This is a genomic window from Psychrobacter sp. SWN149 (assembly GCF_015864565.1).
In the GTDB taxonomy this organism is placed as follows: domain Bacteria; phylum Pseudomonadota; class Gammaproteobacteria; order Pseudomonadales; family Moraxellaceae; genus Psychrobacter.
Genome location: NZ_JADYWX010000005.1, coordinates 229107 through 249248 on the forward strand (window position 1 = coordinate 229107; position 20142 = coordinate 249248).

The following is a 20142-nucleotide window of genomic DNA, read 5'->3' on the forward strand; positions in this document are numbered from 1 at the left end:
CTCTTTCACAAATCCAATTTTTAACAAAGGCTTGAACAATCATGGCTGATGACAGCAGCACTCAAGCAGAACGACTGGTACAGTTACGCCGTAAAAAAGGACTGACTGCTGAGCAGTTAGCACAAGCAATGACCGCAGCAGGTGCAAAGGTCAGCCGCGGTGCAATCTCGAACTGGGAGCGTGGTACCAATGGTATTGTCTCATCTAAATTACCAACGCTTGCTCGTATTTTGGGCTGTAGCGAAGGCTATTTGCTGCGGGGTGAGCTACAGAATGAAAACTCTGATGACACATTATCTAAGCATAACTTTTTATCTCAAGATAAAGAGCATCAAGGTGCTACATTCACAACCGTAGCCGAACAATCAGAAAGTCAGTCCAAAATACCATCAATAAGCCTCAACAATACCCAACATAATCCGATAAGTAGTGACACTATGAAGACCATAAAAAAATCTGACAAGTTGCAAAACGTCTGCTATGACATTCGTGGCCCCCTATTGCAGACTGCTAATAAGATGGAAGCAGAGGGCAAACGCATATTGAAGTTGAACGTAGGCAATCCAGCGCCTTTTGGTTTAGAAGCGCCGCATGAGATCTTGCGTGATGTGGCTATGAACCTATCTGAAGCGACTGGGTATTCGGACTCGCAGGGGATTTTTTCAGCGCGCAAAGCCATTTTGCAGTATTACCAATCAAAGGGGTTGCTGTCGGCTGTTGATGTGCGTGACGTATATTTGGGCAATGGTGTCTCTGAGCTGATTGTCATGACCATGCAGGCACTGATGAATGATGGTGATGAAGTGCTGATTCCGATGCCAGATTATCCGCTTTGGACGGCTGCGGCCAACCTCGCGGGTGGTACTGCTGTGCATTATCGCTGCAATGAAGAAGACAACTGGCACCCTGATATCGAAGACATCAAATCTAAAATCACGAGTAAAACAAAAGGCATTGTGGTTATCAATCCCAATAACCCGACAGGCTCGCTTTATAGTGATGAATTACTAAAACAAATCATTGAAGTCGCGAAAGAGCACGACTTAATTATCATGGCTGATGAAATTTACGATCGTATTCTCTATGATGATAATGTACATACACCGATGAGTACCTTGACTGATGAGGTGCTAGTACTCTCTTACAATGGCTTGTCAAAGTCACACCGTATCGCAGGGTTTCGCTCAGGTTGGATGATGGTATCTGGTCGCAAACAGCATGCCGCTGACTTTATCGAAGGCTTGGATATGCTCGCCTCTATGCGTCTTTGCTCTAACGTGCAAGGACAGTATGCTATCCAAACAGCGATGGGTGGGCATCAGAGTATGCAAGACTTAACCTCCGAAACAGGTCGTCTATACAAGCAGCGCGAAATGGCAGTCTCACGCCTTAATGCTATCAAAGGTATATCTTGTACCATGCCTCAAGGCGCGTTTTATTGCTTCCCAAAGATGGATCCAGCAGTTTATCCTATCACCGATGATATGGACTTTATGATGGACTTGCTCGTTGATGAAAACGTGCTTATGGTACAAGGCACAGGGTTTAACTGGGACAAACCCGATCATTTCCGTTTGGTATTTTTGCCCAATTTGCTTGACCTAGAAAATGCGATGGATAGATTGGATCGCTTTTTTGCGAAAAAACGTAAGCAGTTTGGTACCGAGTAAATCGTCATACGTCATTAAAAAACGCTTATCGGCCTGATGCTGATAAGCGTTTTTTATGATGCTGAGATAAGCTTTATTGATGGAGTCTATAGCTTAAAAAATATTTACCAATATGAGATAGCTAATTGCAGACATTGAGGCTGCCGCAGGAAGGGTAATAACCCATGCTAGACCAATTGGCTTCATAAGCTTCCAGTTAGTGTCTCTATTGACGATACCGATACCCAATACTGCACCTACCAAGGTATGCGTGCTCGATACAGGCAGACCCATCGTTGACGCGCCCATTACGACAGCAGCGGCAGCCAATTCAGCTGAAAAGCCAGAAGCTGGATGCATCTTCGCCAGATTGGTACCAACGGTCTGAATCACTTCTTTACCGATGAACCAAAGACCCACAATCAATGCGACGCCAAAGGTTAGCATTACAGCTGGCGGAACGGCTGCCTGTGAGGAAATTTCATTGGTACGGATAACGTCCATAATGGCCGCAAAAGGACCTACCGCGTTGGCAATATCGTTTGAACCATGGCTAAAAGCAAAAGCTGATGCGGTAAATACCTGCATCCAGCTAAACATAATAAACGTGGCTTTGGTCAAATCTTCTTTATGCTTACCACGGATACTCTTGGTATAAATATAGGTTGCAAGCCATACTAGCGCCGCAATCATGCCCATGATTAAAAAGCCTTGAAGCGTCGTCATGTTATTATTGACGTTTTTCAGACCTTTAAAGACAACTAAAGAGGCCATGACCGCGCCGCCTAATGCAGCAATAATAGGTACCCATTGTTTCAGCGCTTTTAAGGTATCAAGATTGCTACGCTCATTTTCGATTTCATAAAGTTCTTTGTAGTAATCGGTTTCTAAATCTTCAACGACGCAATCATCATCTTTGTAGATTTCTTGGTCACGTAACATCGCTGAGGTATAAGCCAGCTGCTCCGACTCTGTCAGGCCATCCAAAAAGTCTTTATGATTTTGCTTTAACACCTTTTTATTGGCTTTAAGCTCAACAATATGCGCTTCTGTTTTATCATTATACTCAATGATATTTTTCTTGATCTGTCCATATAGCAAATAGGACAAAACACCGCCTAGTAGCGGTGATAGAACCCAAGAGATGGCGATAGTACCAATCTTGCCCCAATTGACAGTTGATAACGCCATTTCAGTTCCACCTAAGGTGATACCCAATACAATGGAGCTACCAACCACGCCGCCAATAATTGCGTGTGTGGTCGAAACTGGCAGACCTTTTTTGGTGGCAAATAACAGCCAAAAAGCAGCAGCAATGAGCGCTGAGAGCATGACATAAATAAACTGGTTGGGCTCGACTGAAAGGCCATCTAGATCAACAATGCCGCTCCGGATAGTATCGGTTACTTCACCACCCGCAAGTACGGCTCCCGAGACCTCAAATATCGCCGCTACTCCTAGCGCCTGAGGAATGGTCAACGTCCCTGCACCCACTGACGTACCAAAGGAGTTGGCGACATCGTTACCACCGATATTGAATGCCATAAAGACACCAAAAGCGGTTGCCACAATAAACAGCGTCGTTTGCTGACGCATTGTGTAATCTAGACCCCACCACAAGAAGTAGCTGGTCATCGCAATCAATAAAATGGCAAAAAATAGATTTATTCTCATAGAGCCGACTGATTTGGTTGGCTCTGTAGAACTGCTGCTAATACCCATACGTTAATACGTCCTGCGTAAGCTGATTGAAATTATAGGCGATTGATGACATTGCGCAGTTATCAATATGGATGTTGACATCTCACACTGAAATAACATTATATAAATGCGCAACATGCTTCTTAAACAATGGAGCTTTTAATATTTGTTTGCTATCGTATCCACAGTCAAGCATCACTATTTGACGTTTGATTTAAGCTGTCGATATATGCTCTTTACTAAAATACGTCATTTCACATATCACAAAGCCGCAAGTCATATTGCCAAATCATCTGATTACAGCATCTTGCGGCTTCACAACTTTATGGTGTTACGATTATTTCAGGTTGCTAATATTACTCTATTGGTCTACGCAGCAATATTTTTATATACTTCTGCATCAAACAAAATAACCGCTATCTGTTAGGATAATCGGTTGCGTCATAAAGACCATAATGCGCCTATTATATTAAATATAAGCACACAATGCATGATGATATTACAAAATTTGTAACCGCACGTTTATGTTGCTTATCTTATTCGTTTCATGGGGCAGATCAAATCGTTTTAGACAGTATAGTAATACTCTATAAAAGAGTGACCGCGTGAGCCGCGCTTGAAGTATCACCTATACATCTGTACTCGGTTGCCTTGACGCTCTTTTAAACTGAATCAACGATAGACCGAACAATCAGTATTTTACCAAAAAAACCTCAACATTCTTAGCTATCGAAGCGTATAAACGGTCAATAACGCTGAACCATCAATCAGGATACTATTTGTCTTTGGACAATAACGATAGCTGCTCAATAGCATGATCCAAAACATCCAAACGTGCTTGATATTTTTCGTTGGTCGCGATTATACACCATGGTGCTGTCTTTGTGTCTGTACGTGCGAGCATGTCAGCGGCAGATTGCACATAGTCCGACCATTTGTCACGGTTACGCCAATCATCATCCGTCAGTTTAAATTGTTTGTGCGGTGTTGCTTGCCGAGATTTGAAGCGTTTGAGTTGTTCTTTTTTATCAATAGCCAGCCAGTATTTTATGACGATTGTCCCTGCATCAGCCAAGTCTGCTTCAAAACGATTGATCTCAGCATAAGCGCGTTGCCATTCATCATCAGTTGCAAACCCTTCAACACGCTCAACCAGCACTCGCCCATACCACGTACGATCAAAAATAGCGATACGGCTGATATGATTCGTTTGCTCATCAGGCAACTTTGTCCAAAAGCGCCATAGATAAGGATGCTGCGTCTCATATAACATGGGGGCACCAATATTGTAAATCTGATACTCGCGTGGATCGAGCGGCGCCACCAACCTTTTGATTGCGCCACCTTTGCCAGCGGCATCCATGCCCTCAAAAGCAAAGACCACATGATGGCCGTCACGTGCACGTAACAGCTCAGCGAGGTGCGCTTGTTTCTCTGCTAGCGCTTTGCGATAGTCGGACTTACTTATTTTAGCGTCATCAATAGAGGTTAGTTGCTTAGGTATCGGTACAGGCTCAAACATGTCTTGTTGTGATTGTGATTCAGACTTTTCAGCTTTGAACTTACCCTTACGCTTGTTCTTATTTTTAGACTTAGCATGATTTTTTGTAGTGTCATGAGCTGCTATTTCACTGCTTGCCAATGCTGTTTGCATTGCATATAAAACCTCGTGACAAAAGTTATCCGCTGCCGTTGACTTATCGTCGCCATCAATGATAACCCAATCATCCTGCGTCTGTAGCAGTGTTGCAGCCACTTCGTTAAAGGTTTCAATCACTTGCTTGTTGTTCCAGTCAATTTGATACAAAAACTGTGGGTCTGCTTCAGTGTCCTTTAGACGGCGGCACAACATCTCTATATCGACATGGAACCAGCATTTCAGTAGTTTTGTTTGATTGGCTGCAAGGTCTTTCTCAAACGCTTTTAGCTCATTTAATTGCTGATGCAGATAGTCCTGCCATTTGACACTAGGCAATGCGGACGCATCAACCTGTTTGTTATTTTTTGGCTGATTCTTGGCTTTTTTATTATCCGACGTTGCTAGTCGCATGACATTGTATAGCAAGTCCGCATACCAATTGCCAAAGTACACCATTACCTCACCGTGACGCGGCAACTCACTGGTATGGGTTTGCCAAATAGGCTGATAACTTAGCGGTGAATGGCCAATGGTTGCCTCAACTTTAAGCAGTCTCGGATCGACCCATTCCCTCAGCTGCTTAACCGCCATACCCTTACCCGCCTGCTCCATACCATTGACGAGCACGAGAAGCCCTGTTGGCTTGTTTAGTGTCTTTGGCGTGGCTGTTGGGGTTTGTTGGCGAGTGGCTCGAAGGGCATACTGTGCGGTGACCAGTGCCAGTCTTAGGGCGTTCTCATCCATCGAAAACTGACTGAGCGGATTGGGCACTAAACGCCGCTCAACGACTTGCTCACTAAATTGTGCACTCACCCCTTGTGGTACCTTTGGTTCAGTAGTATCATTTTTTTGAGACATAATTGCACTCACCATAGTAATTGTTGTTGAGTTAACAGCGGTTATGGAGCTGTTTGGCTATCGTTTAATCATAGCACTGAGCCAATCGAGTAAATAATAGTGCTATGTAACAGTTTGGCATTTGTATTCTTATTTATTTTCTTTTATGGTGAACACCATTTTGCACACTTATTAGGATAGATAATCAAAAATCTATTACACTGTCCAGTACATCAAGTGACTTTAGCCAATTAACCTTCAATTCAAAAAATTATCTACTTCTATAGGATTTACTGCCATGACTGCTTTAGCTGATTTACAACAGCATTTGACTCGTTTTTGGGCCTTGCCACATCATCAAGATGACGAGCTAAACACCAAGCTCAAAGACGTACAATCATGGCAACAAGCACGACTTAAAAAAACGCATCGTGCCTTATTTGAACAACCAAAAAATCAGCTGATGGCAGAATATTTTCTCACACAATTATATGGTGGTGAAGAGTTCAAACTGTTGGCCGAGCAATTGGCACGTATTCTCCCAAAAGCCAAAAAGCTAGAACGTCTTGCCAAAGAGTCTGCGTTAGAGGCGGGAAGCATGGGTATACAAGCAGCGATTTATGCGATTGAGTTGGATCTGCATTTGGCGCAGTGGCTACTTGACCAAAACTTGCCAGTAGATGAAGACAACATGCTAGCTGCCTACCGTGCGGTCAATGAAGAAAAAGAGCGCCGAGTACAAATTGCCAATCTAAAGGATGTCTGTTATCGCACGGACAAACACTTAAATTCGTTTATGCTCAAAAAAGCCTTTGCATTAGCGAAGAGCACGGCCTACCGTCATGGCTATCAGCCACTTTATGATTTTATGGATGCAGGCTTTAAGGCCATGAAGCCGCTCAAAAGTGTCAGCGATTTCATCGAACCGTTTTGTGAGCGTGAGCTGATGATTATTGACCAAGTTCATGATACGGATAATGGCAGTAAGCCAGTAGTGTTTGATGTATCATAGGGTCAATACCTTATACTATGGTTTGCTCGGCTGATAAAACAGCTTGCACACCACCTGATACAGACAATCATAAAAAACAAATTCTAGGACTATGCAATGACCGACACTTCAAGTAACAACACTGCTAACTCTGAACATTCAGTGACGACCAATGGCCATCTGCAAGACAAGCTGGTCAAAGACAGTATCGCCCACAATCAGCAAATCAGCGCGCAAATATTACGTGCTCAGACAGCGGCATCTCATACAGATGATGGTCAATCTACTAGCAACAACGACTTTACCAAAGTTCAAGACCTACCAACCGGAACGCCGCAAGGCCAACAGACCACTATGCCAAACAGCAGTGAAAACAATACTTCTACTAATAGTGCTGCGCAAAGCATCAAACAAGCGCTATTTAACCAGCGTGATGACATCAATAATCCGCATACGCTAGAAACTGACGGTGCCGAAGAAACGCATTTTGGCTATAAAACAGTTAATAAAGCCGAAAAACAAGCCCGCGTGGCCGATGTCTTTACCTCTGTTGCTAAGAAATACGACATCATGAACGACTTGATGTCATTTGGTATTCATCGTCTGTGGAAACGCTATGCCATTAGCCTGTCAGGCGTGCGTGCTGGACAGCATGTACTCGATATCGCTGGTGGTACAGGTGATTTGGCCAAAGTGTTTAGCCGCGAAGTCGGTAGAAATGGTCATGTAGTATTATCCGATATCAATGCAGCCATGCTAGAAGTGGGCCGTGAGCGCCTGATCAATGCAGGCTGCAACAACGTCGATTTTGTGTTGGCGAATGCTGAAACATTGGCACCATTTGATGATAACAGCTTTGATTTGGTCACCATTAGCTTTGGTCTGCGTAATGTCACGGACAAAGATGCGGCGCTCAAATCCATGTACCGCGTCCTAAAGCCAGGTGGTCGTCTATTGATTTTAGAATTCTCAAAGCCAATATTTGAGCCACTATCTAAAGCCTATGACTTGTATTCGTTTACCGCATTGCCAGTGATGGGCAAATTGATTGCCAATGATTCTGAAAGTTATCAATACTTGGCAGAGTCAATTCGTATGCATCCTGATCAACAGACGCTCAAACAAATGATGCAACAAGCAGGTTTTGAGAACTGTGATTATCATAATTTAACTGCTGGCATCGTCGCTGTACATCGTGGCTTTAAAGCATAATGCATCATTAGCAAGGCCATATTAGACCTAACCTTAATACCTCATAACCCATGCGCTGATGCTGCTAATGCAGAGGCGCTCATTTTACGATGCGAGAGCTTTATGCTGACTGTCTTACTATTGGCTAGTGCCGAAAAGCTGATTAACATTGCCATTGCTAGTGATGAGATTACCAAAGTGGGCCTCGCACCGCTGGCAGGTAAAGTGTTGCGTCTCAATATGGGATTGCCTGATATTCATTTAGATGTACTATTCACTCACGAGCGTTTACGCTTTGAACCCGTTACAACGGAGAGCGTGTTTGAGCCAAGTGGCCAGATGAATGAACGCCAAAAAGCCAGTATGGAGCGCGCCCGTTTGGGTCATAGCCGTCCGGACTGTACCATCACCGTAGACAATCCCGCTCAACTGCTCAACCTGATGCGCGGCGCGGAAGGTAACTTGCCAATTGAGGGTGATTACAAAGTACTGATGCAGCTAAAACAGCTGGTGTCAGGCTTTGACCCTGATGTGGCAGGCCAACTTGAGCCTTTTATTGGCAAGCCAATGGCCAGCCAGTTGCATCTGCTCATCTCTCATCTCAAAGGCAGTTGGCGTCATAGTGCCAAACGTGCTTTTGACGATGTCAGTGACTGGGCCAATGATGTGGCAGGTAACAGTACACCTGATCCTACTGAAGTCGCTGAAGTAAATGACCTCAAACAGCAACTCCTAAAATTGCGTGCTGATGTCGAACGTGAAGAAGCCAAGCTTGCTGCTATCAAAGAAGAGCAAGCACGTTTTCTCAACAACGCGTTTCATCAGTAATCTGCTTTATTAGTAGCGTATTTGATTAATCGTAGGCAAACGCTATTACTGATAGTGTTGTCTATCGTTAAAAACAGTGTCTACCCTATTTTCGTTTTTGTCCAGAGTACCTAACCTCATGCTACTATCCCACCGTGCCCGTCTACTTGAACTTTGGCGTATTGCCGCGACGTATCGTATTGATACCCATTTTTCTGTCGAAGAAGCACCGCAGCTACAACCTTTAGCGCGCTTGATTCGGTCGCATCCTGCAGCATGGGGTAAGAAGCACCAACCAAATGCCATCAAGTACGCACTTGAGGATATGGGCACGCTGTTTCTAAAATTAGGCCAACTCCTCTCAACGCGTCGCGATTTGGTACCGCCTGAGATTATTGCTCAGTTGGTTCAATTACAAGACAAAGTTAAGCCTTTTGACGCTGATATCGCTGTTGCTCAAATCCAGCACCCTAAATATGGTCTCGGTCAGTCTATCGACACATTGTTTGCTCGATTCGATATCAAGCCACTAGCAGCTGCGTCTATTGCACAGGTACATACCGCAGCCTTGCATGATGGACGTGAAGTGGTTGTAAAAGTGGTTCGTCCTGATATCCGTACTGTGATTGTTTCTGATTTTGAGCTGCTACGAGAATTGGCAAGCTGGGCATCCGCGCGTATTGAAGCGGCGCGTGCTGTGCATATTATCGATATTGTCGAAGACTATCGCCAAGTCATGCTTAATGAGCTAGATTTGACGCTCGAAGCTGACAACACGACGCAGATGCGCAATAATTTCTTAGGTTCGGCATTGATGTATGTGCCTGAAGTCTATGATGCGGCCAAAAATGTGATGGTGATGGAGCGTATCCAAGGTGTGCCTATCTCGCAAGTTGAGATGTTCGATCAGTTAGGTTATGACCGTGCAGCACTCGCAAAAAAAGGCTTAACGATATTTTTCACCCAAGTCTTTCGTGATAATTTCTTTCATGCTGACATGCATCCGGGTAACGTGTTCGTAGAGACACCACCTGTGCAAACATTGCATGCAGGTATGGCAGCGGTTGATTTGGGTCATGAACCACGCTATATCGGACTTGATTGTGCCATCATGGGCACACTATCAAAAGACGATCAGCTCATCGTGGCGCGGATGCTGCTGGCAGTAATGAATAATAACTTTACTGCAGTGGTCGATATCGTGAGCCGTGCAGGCTGGATACCACCCAATGCCGATAAGCATGCTCTGATGCGTGATATGAAACGCACCGTTGGCCCTATGCTACAAAAATCAATTAATGACATTGATTTTGCAGGCGTGCTCATGCAAATTTTGGACATTGCTCGCAGGCATCATATGAGTATCCCGCCACAGCTAATGCTTTTGCTCAAAACTTTGGTCCATGTTGAAGGACTCGGCCGCGATTTATATCCTGATCTGGATATCTGGTCACTGGCCAAACCGATTTTGAGTAGCTGGATCAAAGAGCAGCTTGATCCTATGCGTAATCTTCAGCAGCTACGCCAGCAATTGCCTGAAATGCTATTGTCTACCACTGATATCCCCAAGCTACTGGACCAAGGGCTACAAAGCCTTGCTTCACAAGGGTCACGTCAGGACAGTCAACTTCGCGAAATACAGCAAATACGCGCCGATATGCTAAATGACCGTCGTCGCGATTGGCTAGCATTAGCAGGATTTGCCATCTTCATCGCTATCGCGACGCAAGTCGTCGGTTGGCTATCACCTATCTTTTATATATTGGCTATCTTGGTAGTGGTTTGGCGAATTTTGGCTTAAAGGTGTTAGCTTAAACGCCTAGCAGTCGCCTGTATTAAAGGCTTATCAACATGCTTGAGCGCATTTTTATGGTCGTTCACAATTGAAGCTTTAACGGCTTCCTTATCATACGATAGCAACCAGTATCCGAAAATAAAATTAAAGCTATAGAGTCAAAAAGAAGCCCCTGCTTTTGATTAAAAGCAGGGGCTTCTTTTTGACTGAATACTGAATACTGAATACTGAATACTGAATACTGAATACTATAACATCTGATCAATCGCCATTTGGGTCAATACGCGACCGCGAGCAGTACGCAGTACATAGCCTTGCTGAATCAGATACGGCTCGATCACATCTTCAAGCGTGCCTCGATCCTCAGCCATTGCCGCTGCCACTGCTTCAACACCAGCAGGACCACCATCGAAGCGCTCTTGTAATATCTCGATATAACGTCTGTCTAAGTGATCAAGCCCTCGTCTATCCACTGCTAACATATCTAGTGCACTACCTGCAATCGCACCATTGATGCTACCGTCGCCTCTCACTTCAGCATAGTCACGCACACGGCGCAATAAACGGTTGGCAATCCTTGGTGTACCACGTGCACGGCGGGCAATCTCAATCGCACCATCTTCACTCATGGGCACGCGCATCAAGCGTGCTGCCCGACTGACAATCGTCGTCAGATCAGCAATATTATAAAACTCAAGGCGCTGCACGATACCGAAGCGATCACGTAAGGGTGAGGTCAATAGCCCTGCTCTGGTCGTTGCTGCCACCAAAGTAAATGGCGGTAAATCAAGCTTGATAGAACGCGCAGAAGGACCTTCACCAATCATGATATCCAGTTGGAAATCTTCCATCGCTGGATAAAGAATCTCTTCAATAACTGAGCTCAAACGATGAATTTCATCGATAAAAAGTACATCGCCCTCTTCTAAGTTCGTCAGCATGGCTGCCAGATCACCTGGACGCTCAAGCACAGGCCCTGAGGTCGAGCGCAGATTGCCACCCATTTCACGAGCAATTATATTCGCCAGTGTGGTTTTCCCCAGTCCTGGTGGACCGAATATCAGCGTGTGATCCAGCGGTTCATTTCGGCCTCTAGCAGCCCCAATAAACACCTCCATCTGCTCACGTACGACCGGCTGACCAATATATTCAGCCAACAATGCTGGACGAATATTGGCATCAGGCGCATCGCTTGCGCCTTCTAGCGGGTTAATTAAGCGATCTTGCATCATAGAATTTATCATTATATTAAAAGTTTAGGTAACAAATAGCATAACCAAACGCTGCGCATAAGTCATGCAAAACCTCATCAAGCAGGTGCTAAAACGAAAATAAGCGACACTTAATGTCGCTTATTTATTCGATATGTATTAATGCAATCATTGATAGCAACATTAGCCAAAACTACTTAAACGTTGATAACTGCTGTAACGTGGCTTTTAATAAGCCTTGAGTATCAGCGAAAGTATCGCCATTACTCTTGGCCGCTTTAATCGCTAGCTGCGCTTCTTTTTCTTTGTAGCCCAGACTGATAAGCGCGCCCTCTACTTCAGCAATGATACTGCCTTCATGAGAAACCGTTACCATCTGAGGCGTCAGCTCAAGCGAGCTATTATCAACCTCGATGTTTTTTAGCTTATCTTTTAGCTCAATCAGCAAACGCTGCGCTGTTTTTTTGCCGATACCTGGTATGCGAGTCAATGCCGTTTCTGAGTCTTGCTCGACGTGCATTTTTAGCTCAGCCGCTGACATTGCAGACAGCATGGCCAATGCCATTTTTGCCCCAACACCATTGATCTTGATCAATTGGCGAAAGACATCGCGCTCTTTACGGTCGATAAAACCATAGAGCAATTGTGCATCTTCACGCACATGAAAGTGCGTCCAGATACTTGCCTGCTCGTTCAGCTGTAGTTGGCAAAATGACGGCAATGGTAGCTCGATATCATACCCTACGCCAGAGGTGGTCATGATACAGGCCATCGGTGCCATCAAGTACTGCACCTGCCCAGTAATCAATCCAATCATCGCTTGCTACCTCTTATAGGGATTATTATAAAAATGACACTCGCTACCATTACACGACATATAACTGAACCATATCAGCATAGCTTCACTATCAATATCGCTTAAATTAGCGGCGAGCTAGTAAAAGTTCACCATGCCTTCTAGGCTAATTGGGCGAATTTTGTGCGCCTGACCTGCCGAACCGAATGCTTCAAAACGATTGGTACAAATATCTGACATCGCGACCATAGAGGCTTTAAAGTATTTACGTGGGTCAAATTCGCTCGGATTTTCTGCAAGAAACTTACGAATAGCGCCTGTCGATGCTAGACGTAAATCTGTATCGATATTGACTTTACGAACACCGTGCTTGATTGCTTCTACAATCTGCTCAACTGGCACACCATAGGTCTCGCCGATATTGCCGCCATTTTCATTAATGACTTTTAGCCACTCTTGCGGTACTGATGACGAACCATGCATCACCAAATGGGTGTTAGGAATGCGTGCATGGATCTCTTTTACACGCTCAATAGACAAAATATCGCCTGTCGGTGGACGCGTAAACTTATAAGCACCATGACTGGTACCAATCGCAATCGCAAGTGCATCGACATTGGTGTCTTTTACAAACTGCTCAGCTTCATCAGCGCTGGTCAATAGTTGCTCGTGGTCTAGTACGCCTTCAGCGCCAGAGCCATCTTCTTCGCCTGCCATGCCTGTCTCAAGACTACCCAAACAGCCAATCTCACCTTCGACAGACACGCCGCACGCATGAGCCATCTTGACCACTTCGCGAGTGACATTTGCATTGTAATCATAATCCATTGGTGTTTTGCCATCTTCACCAAGTGAGCCATCCATCATCACTGATGAAAAACCGAGCTGGATTGAGCGTTGGCAAATAGCGGCTGACATACCATGATCTTGATGCATCACCACTGGGATATGTGGCCATTCTTCGATAGCAGCAATAATCAAGTGACGCAAAAATGCTGACCCTGCATAACTACGCGCTCCTGCACTGGCTTGAACGATAACAGGTGAGTCACAAGCATCCGCCGCCATCATGATTGCACGCATTTGCTCTAAGTTATTGACGTTATAAGCAGGAACACCGTAGCTGTGTTCAGCAGCATGATCTAGAAGTTGACGTAATGATATTAAGGCCATAAAACGCTCTCTGATTGGATTTTGAATGGTATTTAAAAAATGCTTAAAAGGCATACATGATAATAATCACGTCAACATCTACCCAGCCACACTGATGGTATATAGGTTCGTGATGGCTGAATTGATTTGGTTGTGATTATTATGCGCCAATTATAGCAAATATTACGTGCTCTTCGTAGCAGTTGCCTGACTATTTGTCAGTCTATACAGTCTTATCGCTCAAATTTAGTCTATATATTAGTCTTTATCGAACAGACTATCTAATTGGTTTTACCAAAACATATAACGCAAAAAGCCTTGGTAATCACCAAGGCTTTTTTAGTATTTTGAGGCTTATAAAGCACTAACAATGACTACTCGTAAAGGTACGCTATCGATAGCGCCCCAATAAATCAGCCATTATAGTGCTTAGTCATTGTATAGCTTAATACTGTTGCTCTGCATCAACTGCAACATCATTTGCGCCATCAGCAACAGCAGCAGCACCGTCAGCAACGGCTGAAGCAGTGCCTTCAACGGCAGTGTTAGTGCCTTCAGCAATAGTATCACCAGTGTTTGCTAGAGCGTCTGTTGCAGCAGCACCAGCAGTGTCAGCGCCTTCAGCGATTTCAGCACCAGCGTCTTGAGCAGCAGCTTCAGCTTCAGCAGCAGCGGCGTCTGTTTCAGCAGCAGCAGCATCAGCGTTAGCAGCGGCATCGTCGCCCGCAGACTCAACAGCAGCTTCAGTGTTTTCTTCTGTTTGTTGGCTACATGCAGTGATTGCAAAAGTACCAGCAAGTACACTAGCAAGTAATAAATGACGTTTTAACATAATAAACCTCTCGTAAAGAATGCATGTCAAAATACATGGTCGCGCTATTTTATAGAGTGCGAATAGGACATGCAATAATAATTTTCAGTATATAAACAAATAATTAACGCTTAATAATCAATGACCACCACTTTTTGCTCACCAAATAAATTCAGCAAAATGACAGTCAAAACATTACTTCCACAGACTACCTGAGATACCAAAGGTTAGTTGTACGTCTAATGTTACCAAAATCCTGAATATTGTTAGATGTTTAGGCATTGGTTTGCAGAGCTGCCACTGCAGGAAGTACTTTACCTTCAACGAATTCTAAAAATGCACCGCCACCCGTTGACATATAACTGACGCCATCCGCAACTTGATATTTATCAATAGCCGCCAACGTATCACCGCCACCTGCGATTGAGAATCCGTCGCTGTCTCTTACTGCAGTTGCTAGTATTTGTGTACCTTGACCAAAAGCATCGACCTCAAAAACACCCACTGGACCATTCCATAAGATGGTTTTTGCATTGATAATCGCATCGGCAAGCTGTGTTGCACTCTCTGGTGCAATATCCAATATCATGTCATTGTCACCAATCGCATCAACAGACTTGATCGTTGCCGCCGCCTTTTGCAAAGAACCCGTAAAGTCAGCAAAATCAATATCACTCTTATCAGCAACGACGACATACTCAGGCAATAAGATCTCCGTCTTGGTCATGATGTCACGCGCCGTATCGAGCAAATCTGCTTCGTATAGTGAAGCGCCAACGCTATGCCCTTGCGCTGCTAAGAAAGTATTGGCAATACCGCCACCAACGATAATCTGCGTGCAGACTTCAGCCAAGCTATGTAACACTTCTAACTTGGTAGACACTTTCGATCCACCAACGATGGCAATCATTGGCTGTGCGGGTGTTTCAAGTGCGAGGCTTAAAGCATCAAGCTCAGCGGCCAATAATGGGCCTGCACAAACCGTCTTATCTGCTTGACGCATTGCTTGGGTGACACCTTCTGTCGAAGCCTGCGCACGGTGAGCCGTTCCAAAAGCATCCATCACAAAAACATCGCACAAATCAGCATATTTTTTCGCTAAAGTCGCATCGTTTTTCTTTTCACCGTCATTAAAGCGTACGTTTTCTAGCAATACTACTTCACCAGATTTTACAGCGGCACCTTGCGTCAGATAGTCAGTATTAAGACGTACGGGTGTTGACAATTGCGAGCCTAATTTGTCCGTCAAATAATCAGCGACTGGTGCCAATGAGTATATGGCTTCAGGATTACCTTCTGTTGGACGTCCTAGATGTGAGCAAACAATGACAGCAGCACCTTTTTCCAGTGCCATTTTGATCGTAGGTAGGCTGGCTTGTAGGCGAGCATCACTCGTGACCTTGCCGTTTTTGATAGGTACGTTTAAGTCTTCTCTAATTAATACCACTTTATCGGTTAAGCTCAGCTCACTCATACGCAAAAAATTCATTACCTGCTCCTATGCATCACTATATCTGTTAATTGACGATTGCTATTATGATTGATATGACCTAACGATCATCTACCATATGTATTTTGACAATTGGGCTTATTACGCTTCATTTTTACTATTTTTATCACTGAGCTCTCATACTAATGATCCACGCACGTTACTGGATCAAATAAGTAACTAGAAATCAGCGGCGGTGTATTCTATCAGCTTTCTATCACAGGCTCATGAGCAACCTGCCAAAATTTTAGCAAGAATACTGTATTGAGCCGATATTTCTAGACCCTGATTTCAATGAAACGATTATAGTTAAAAGCGTTGGGATGATTCAATAAACAGTAACATTTCGTGGTGGTACTCAGCAGTCAGGCTCTTTATGATAGAGGCGTTGACAATAAAAATAATCCTTTAGGAGAACACAATGAGTATTAATTTAGACACTGCTAAGCAAAACCTATTAACACTCAAAGATGAATATGAGTCACGTATTGACAAAATTGAAGATCATATCCAAAACCCACAAGATGATCTCAATAAGCACTGGGAAGATCAAGCCATATCTTATCGTCAAAATGACATGCGCAAAAACTTAATGGCCGAGGCACGCCAGAGTCTAATTTATGTCGAAAATGCTTTGAGTCGTCTTGAAAGTGGTACTTACGGTGAATGTGAAGTATGCGGCAAGCAAATCGAAGAGCAACGCCTAGAAGCATTGCCCTATGCTACCTTATGTATGGAACATGCCGAATAAAGCGTCATCCTCCTTTAAAAGCACGTCTTAAGCAGGCGTATTCCATTTGGACAACGCCTGCTGCCATTCATTACAGCGCTGAGCTATTTTCTCAACTGGCAAATCCATAATATCTCCCACGACGGCTATCAGCGCAATTGGTAAGTCTGCCAGCTCCACGACGTTTTCTGCCGTTAATCCTCCTATCACACATATTGGTATGCCTTGTTGACATCCTTCGATGAGCTGCTGGCGCGAGATCGTATCGGCATTTGGTTTGGTGGTAGAGGCAAATATAGCGCCCATCGCAGCATAGCTTGCACCATCGTTTTTTGCGGCTCTTATTAGCTCAACATCCTCATGACAAGTACGACCAATGATTTGATGCGGCGCAAGCACTTGCAACGCATCATTTATCTGTCCGTCCGTCTGACCTAAATGCACACCAACGCCAAGCTTTGCCGCAAGCTCGATATCATCATTGATGACTACTGGCACATTATACATTTTGGCCAATTTGGTAATTTCCTCTGCTTCCTCAAAAATCTTCGATGCGCCATTTGGTAGAGCAAGCGTTTTTTTACGCCGAATTTGCAAGAGGGCAACCAGTCCGGTTGCTAGCGCCCTATCCAGTTTTTGATACAAAATAGCAAAATCGTCATCGTTGGTTAGCAGATAGAGCTTCGGTGCAGTAAGTGCGATTGGTGACTGAGTCATAATGTATGTCCTGATTTATTAAGTTCAACACATTGACTTCCTCCCCTCCCTAAAAATGAAGGGGATTCCTACTAAAGACGGTCAAGCCCGACCGCGAGTATATTTTTGGCTCCATTAACGTCGCGTTGATGGACAGTTTGACAAGAACTGCAAAACCATACTCTTACACCAAGCGCTGATCTACCTTTCGGACTGTCTTGGCGAGAACCGCAACACGAGCAGGTTTGGGTTGTGTACGCTTCATTTACTTCAATATAGTGGCAACCTGCGTTCGCGCATTTGTAATCCAGTTGCCGCTTAATTTCAAACCAACCAGCGTCATAGACGGATTTGGCTAGATTTGTTGAAGTGAATGATTTTGATTTTATCTTTCCAACAACGATTAAGTTATTGGCTTTAACTAATGTATTGGTAAATTTATGAATCAGGTCTTGGCGGGTGTTTTTAATCTTGGCGTGGATCGCCTTTACTCGCTTTTTATGCTTAGCGCGTTGGGCGATTGCTAGTTTTTCAGCGTACTTATGAGTCAGCTTAGTGGTCAAAACATCACCATCACTGGTGACTGCTGAATCTTTACAGCCTAAATCAATACCAACTTGACCAGTACCACCACAAGCGGTTTTTGGAAACTCTTTAACAGTGATGCAGGCGTACCAGTTGCCGCGAGAATCTTGCACTAATTCACACGTATTGATGCTGTAGAGCGAGAGGTTGTAGCTGTCCCACAAATCAATAATCAGCTTTTGACCTTTAGCTAAGCTGAATTGCAGGGTGGTTTTCAAGCTTTTCTTACCTGATTGACGGGTTGCCAAGTGTTTGATAGCCGTCTTTTTAAAAGGAATCCAACCAAGTGACTTGCGTTTGGCTTTTGGGTTATTGGTGCGCCAATTGAGTTTGGCTTTTTTAAACTGTTTACGAGACTTAGCGTGGGTTTCAGTTATAGCTTGCAAGGTTTGGCTGTGCAGGNAGTTATAGCTTGCAAGGTTTGGCTGTGCAGGTTCAGGTATTCACCTGCGCCTTTGGTATAAGCAGCTAGATCATAAGCTGAAAAGAAATGAGATGTGCGCTTAAGGTGTTTGAAACTCAACTCATTGACGTAATTCCAGACAAAATTAACCGCACCAGCCAATATATTTAGCTGATTGGCGTGTTTGTCTTTGATGCGTAGTTTGAGTGTTTTCATGAGTTAAGTATGGTTGTGTGTTATATCAAAATCAATAGCCATTAACAGCTATGCGACAACTACTGACGCCTGATATCCACGCCCTAGAAGTGACGTGGTTTTACGGCGCTATTTGATAATAAAAAAGCCGTTATATAATATAACGGCTTCTCATATATTCGAAATAGCAAGATATTTAAAGCATCAAACTTATACCGTACGGCGGGTGGCCAAACTGTTTAGAATATTTTTGGCATCGCCCCATCGTGTCGCTGAGCTGTTTGCGCCTAAAATCACAATAATTGCTGGACGGTTATTCACACGGGTCTCCATCACCACGCAACGTCCTGCTTCATTGATAAAACCAGTCTTTGAGATACCAATTGGGTAACTGCCATCACGAACCAACGAGCTGGTATTGTTGGCTTTGTAAGTACGGTTACCACTTGAGTAGTTTGAGACAAAGAAGTCATAGCTCTTGGTCGTCGAAAAACGACGAATCACATCATAGTTACCGGCTGCACGTACCATTTTTACCAAGTCATTTGATGAGGCAACGTTGCGCTTATCTAAGCCTGTTGGATCACCAAAAAATGCCGTATTCATACCCAAGTCTCGTGCTTTGCGGTTCATGGCACGCATAAAGGCATCATAACCACCTGGATAGTTACGCGCTAGGCTCTTTGCAGCTGGATTTTCAGACTTCATTAACGCCATCAATAAAATTTCAGCGCGGTTCATGCGATCACCAGATTTTAGGTTAGAGCTGGCACGCTTAGGACCGACAAAATCTTCTGGATCCAAAGTAATCTCTTCGCGCATATCAAGACCGGCATCAAGCACGACCATGGCGGTCATTACTTTGGTGATACTGGCCATGGGACGTGCGATATCAGCGTCTTTTTCATAGATCGATTCACCAGTTTCCGCATCAATCACAGCGACACTACGAGAGTCCGTGCTGATAGGAATCATATCGCTGCTACCAAAAGCACCACGATAGGTCGTGTTATAGCGATTACTGTTGCTATTGTTACTGCTACCAAAGCTGGTCGTATTTGTGATATTGGTCGTACCAAAGCCATTATCGACTTTCTTTATAGCAGAGCCGCTGGACGTATACATGATGTTGCGAGCTTCAGATAAGCTATCAGCACCGCCCCAACTCATACGGGCACTAGAGCCTGTATCAGCGCTACCATTAATAGTAAGTGCCGCTTGTGCAACACTGCCCAAACTCAATGAAATCATAGCAGCGATTAATTGCTGTTTGGTTAATGGTAGTTGCTTCATAATGTCTCCTGCTGTCGCTATTACGCCAGTTACAGTGACTGACGCCAAGAACGTACGTAGCGTTTATAGGTGTGTTTGTAAGTACTCACATAGAGTTTTTGTATTTTTAGTGTATCATGGTTTACATTTAAGTTTAATCTATCAAACTGATTTAACGGTTTTTTTTAGTGT

General features: G+C 44.2%; 15 protein-coding genes and 1 pseudogene. 6 read left to right on the forward strand and 10 right to left on the reverse strand.

Translation table 11 applies throughout. The annotated features are described in order from the left end of the window. Nucleotides 1–41 precede the first annotated feature (41 nt). Nucleotides 42–1670, forward strand: a complete 1629-nt coding sequence (locus I6E86_RS10025; RefSeq protein ID WP_197177349.1) for an aminotransferase class I/II-fold pyridoxal phosphate-dependent enzyme — start codon at nucleotides 42–44, stop codon at nucleotides 1668–1670. A gap of 93 nt (nucleotides 1671–1763) precedes the next feature. Here the strand turns inward: I6E86_RS10025 and I6E86_RS10030 are convergent, their stop codons facing one another. Next, a complete protein-coding gene (locus I6E86_RS10030; protein ID WP_197177350.1) occupies nucleotides 1764–3371 on the reverse strand; it encodes an inorganic phosphate transporter in 1608 nt (535 codons plus the stop codon). Between the two features lie 754 nt (nucleotides 3372–4125). Then, a complete protein-coding gene (locus I6E86_RS10035; RefSeq protein WP_197177351.1) occupies nucleotides 4126–5847 on the reverse strand; it encodes an ATPase in 1722 nt (573 codons plus the stop codon). A 277-nt stretch (nucleotides 5848–6124) separates the two neighbouring features. Here I6E86_RS10035 and I6E86_RS10040 point away from each other — a divergent pair, with 277 nt between their 5' ends. From I6E86_RS10040 to I6E86_RS10055, 4 genes are all read left to right on the forward strand, one after another. Then, on the forward strand, nucleotides 6125–6838 hold the full coding sequence (locus I6E86_RS10040; RefSeq protein ID WP_197177352.1) for an FFLEELY motif protein: 714 nt from the start codon (nucleotides 6125–6127) through the stop codon (nucleotides 6836–6838). Between the two features lie 96 nt (nucleotides 6839–6934). Further along, on the forward strand, nucleotides 6935–8029 hold the full coding sequence (ubiE, locus tag I6E86_RS10045) for a bifunctional demethylmenaquinone methyltransferase/2-methoxy-6-polyprenyl-1,4-benzoquinol methylase UbiE (RefSeq protein ID WP_197177353.1): 1095 nt from the start codon (nucleotides 6935–6937) through the stop codon (nucleotides 8027–8029). 102 nt (nucleotides 8030–8131) lie between these two features. Then, nucleotides 8132–8836, forward strand: a complete 705-nt coding sequence (locus I6E86_RS10050) for an SCP2 domain-containing protein (protein ID WP_197177354.1) — start codon at nucleotides 8132–8134, stop codon at nucleotides 8834–8836. 118 nt (nucleotides 8837–8954) lie between these two features. After that, on the forward strand, nucleotides 8955–10616 hold the full coding sequence (locus tag I6E86_RS10055) for an ABC1 kinase family protein (RefSeq protein WP_197177355.1): 1662 nt from the start codon (nucleotides 8955–8957) through the stop codon (nucleotides 10614–10616). Between the two features lie 242 nt (nucleotides 10617–10858). Here I6E86_RS10055 and ruvB read toward each other — a convergent pair whose 3' ends face one another. The 5 genes from ruvB to I6E86_RS10080 all read right to left on the reverse strand — a co-directional run bounded on the left by ruvB (nucleotide 10859) and on the right by I6E86_RS10080 (nucleotide 16069). Next, nucleotides 10859–11839: a Holliday junction branch migration DNA helicase RuvB gene (ruvB, locus tag I6E86_RS10060; RefSeq protein WP_194364158.1), complete on the reverse strand. Its 981-nt coding sequence runs from the start codon at nucleotides 11837–11839 to the stop codon at nucleotides 10859–10861. A gap of 175 nt (nucleotides 11840–12014) precedes the next feature. Next, on the reverse strand, nucleotides 12015–12638 hold the full coding sequence (gene ruvA / locus I6E86_RS10065) for a Holliday junction branch migration protein RuvA (RefSeq protein WP_197177356.1): 624 nt from the start codon (nucleotides 12636–12638) through the stop codon (nucleotides 12015–12017). Between the two features lie 117 nt (nucleotides 12639–12755). Beyond that, a complete protein-coding gene (gene fba / locus I6E86_RS10070; protein WP_194363904.1) occupies nucleotides 12756–13790 on the reverse strand; it encodes a class II fructose-bisphosphate aldolase in 1035 nt (344 codons plus the stop codon). Between the two features lie 424 nt (nucleotides 13791–14214). Next, on the reverse strand, nucleotides 14215–14601 hold the full coding sequence (locus I6E86_RS10075) for a hypothetical protein (RefSeq protein ID WP_197177357.1): 387 nt from the start codon (nucleotides 14599–14601) through the stop codon (nucleotides 14215–14217). Between the two features lie 253 nt (nucleotides 14602–14854). Continuing rightward, nucleotides 14855–16069 (reverse strand): phosphoglycerate kinase, encoded by a 1215-nt coding sequence (locus I6E86_RS10080; RefSeq protein ID WP_197177358.1) that lies wholly within the window; start codon nucleotides 16067–16069, stop codon nucleotides 14855–14857. 421 nt (nucleotides 16070–16490) lie between these two features. On the opposite strand from I6E86_RS10080, the gene I6E86_RS10085 reads away from it, so the two are divergent. Beyond that, nucleotides 16491–16820, forward strand: coding sequence for a TraR/DksA family transcriptional regulator (locus tag I6E86_RS10085; RefSeq protein WP_197177359.1), 330 nt, complete (start codon nucleotides 16491–16493; stop codon nucleotides 16818–16820). Nucleotides 16821–16847: 27 nt separating this feature from the next. On the opposite strand, the gene thiE is transcribed toward I6E86_RS10085, so the two are convergent. The 3 genes and pseudogenes from thiE to I6E86_RS10100 all read right to left on the reverse strand — a co-directional run bounded on the left by thiE (nucleotide 16848) and on the right by I6E86_RS10100 (nucleotide 19971). Then, nucleotides 16848–17516: a thiamine phosphate synthase gene (thiE, locus tag I6E86_RS10090; protein WP_197177360.1), complete on the reverse strand. Its 669-nt coding sequence runs from the start codon at nucleotides 17514–17516 to the stop codon at nucleotides 16848–16850. 24 nt (nucleotides 17517–17540) lie between these two features. Beyond that, nucleotides 17541–18699: pseudogene (locus tag I6E86_RS10095) on the reverse strand (RNA-guided endonuclease InsQ/TnpB family protein). Nucleotides 18700–18888: 189 nt separating this feature from the next. Beyond that, a complete protein-coding gene (locus I6E86_RS10100; RefSeq protein WP_197177361.1) occupies nucleotides 18889–19971 on the reverse strand; it encodes a serine hydrolase in 1083 nt (360 codons plus the stop codon). Nucleotides 19972–20142: the final 171 nt, after the last annotated feature.